The 2337-nt window shown below is 39.5% G+C and carries 2 protein-coding genes; both read right to left on the bottom strand.

Translation table 11 applies throughout. The features are described from left to right. Window positions 1-1518 (bottom strand): methyl-accepting chemotaxis protein (locus tag A3750_RS11770; RefSeq protein ID WP_068548293.1); only part of this gene is annotated, 1518 nt, incomplete at its 3' end. Window positions 1519-1713: 195 nt separating this feature from the next. Beyond that, a partial coding sequence (locus tag A3750_RS11775) for a hypothetical protein (RefSeq protein ID WP_231871806.1) occupies window positions 1714-2337 on the bottom strand: 624 nt, incomplete at its 5' end.

Raw genomic sequence — 2337 nt, forward strand, 5'->3', positions numbered from 1 at the left:
ATCCGCGACTACTGCAAACCCCCTGCCTTGTTCTCCTGCTCTAGCAGCCTCTATGGCAGCATTAAGAGCCAAAAGATTCGTTTGCTCTGCAATAGAATCAATCATCTCAAATACAGTTGCGATTTCTTCTCCATTTTTTTCCAAAGAGGTAATCACATTGGATGCTTCGTTTATCTCATTAGACAAGTCTTCGATCGAGCTAATTGTGTTTAAAACTGTTGATCTTCCAGAAGAGGCTGCTAAATCTGCCGCTTCAGCTTCGTCCGCCGCGGCCACCGCATGAGTCGCAACTTCCTGCACAGTTGCAGTCATTTCATTCATAGATGTTGCGACAAGCGTAATTTCTGATTTTTGAGTATCCGTATCTTGGCTAGTAGCTTCCATATTGCTAGCCATATCATTTGAAGCTGAATTTAATTTTGTCGTTGTTCCTGCAACATGACTAACTAGCCCTCTTATTCGTTCAGCAAATTTATTAAACGCAATGGCTAGATCTGTCACTTCATTATTGCCCTTCTCGGAAATTCGTTTCGTTAAATCTCCATCACCTTCCGCAATTTCATTCATCGCGTGAACCGCCTCACCAAGGGGTTTTACGATCAAATAGGAAATTAGCACCGCGACTAAAATGCCTACTATCAAAGCAATAATGCCGACCGTAATAGAAAGATTACGAGCACTATCTATTGCAGCTAAGTATTGGCTCCGATCAGATGCAATTTGCAAAACTCCAATCGGATTGCCATTAAAGTCATCGACTCGATATGCGTATATGGCCACATCTCTAGCGTTATCTTTGGCACTAGTAAACAAAGGTTCAGCTAATGCAGAAGACAGCTGTTCTTTATTCAGCAATGACTTTTTACCATCAAGTGTAGAGCCAAATACCTCGAATCCACCGTCTCTCTTAATAGACAAAGCAATATCAACATCATACTTAGATTTAAATTGGTCAAAGAAAGGTTGGCCAAAAGACATACCAAACTCAACAGATCCAATATGAGAGCCATCATGAAATACAGGTGAAATGCCTCGAACACCAAGACCAGCGACTCCTTTTTCTAGACCCACAATGCTTTTCTTTTCATTATTCGTAGCCAGCACCGTTTTACGAAAAGAAGAAAGATCATCACCGAACTTTTCGGGCTTATGTAATCTGAGAAAAGACGTTGCGGGAGGAAGATGGAACTGAAACTGCCTTGCATGGAAGTCGTTCTTGAGCACTTTAAATGCTGGAACAAGGTCATCAGCCAATGCATCACGATCACCCAAAGCAAATTCTTCCTGAAACTTACCTATATTAGCGACCAACGTTGACAATGCTAACGCTAAGCGCCCTTCGGATTGAACCTCTGCATTAGCACTATTGAACAGGTTCTCAAGCTCTTTTTGCTCTGCTTGAACAACAACCGAAGTGATTTGGGATATAACAAACGGGACATTTACTAACGTGACTAATGCTAGTACGCAAGATACTCCCAATATCAGCAAGCTTTTAATTTTTAGTGTGGCGAACATAACTCTATTCCCTTTGGTCTTATATTTATCCCATAGAGTATAGCCGACAATATTTTTTCTACTTAACTAGCTAACGGTGCCTGGGACCGGACTCGAAACGGCAATGTAATTATTTGATCTAATTTCAATTTCAGAATATAGCAACATGACGAAGTTACTTCTCATGTTGCTAAAATTGAAAATGTCCTAACGTAATTACGCAGGGGTCGGCTCTTTTGACTTAAGCATACTCAGTAACTTATCGAAACCAGTGTCACGGATTTCCTTATTCGACTTTATAAGTTTTACAATCTTGCTTTTAATGAACTTCTGATCATCTTCACTGAGGTCATGACGCATCATTAGTATTTGTCCAAATTTCAGAAATAATGCGTTAGCGGCAAATTTTCCGGGGTGTTCCACAAGTTGGCTAATATTCTGTTTTATGTCCTTCCTGTCTATTTCCAACAACAAAAACCTTAACAGCAATATCTCAATCTCTTCTTCAACTCCGGATAACTTCGTTTCTAGTATTTTCTTGAACCTAGGTTTTTTAGTCGCCAATGAATCTGACATAACATTTTCTACAACGTTCGGTATTGTTGCTCTGATAACAGACAAAAACAATCTAAAGCTGTCTATAGTCTTTTCTCGTTCAGAATCAGACAAATCTTCAGACAGAAACTCTTCTTCTATTCTTGGTAGGATCATTGGTAGCACAAAATTATCATCTAGCAGTGATATATCTGCTTTTATTAAGAAAATATACGAATCCAAGATCTTCCCGAATATCTCTAATACTCTTTCTCTGTTCATTAACAGCTCAGTACTTCTGAAAAC

Source organism: Oleiphilus sp. HI0079 (assembly GCF_001635105.1).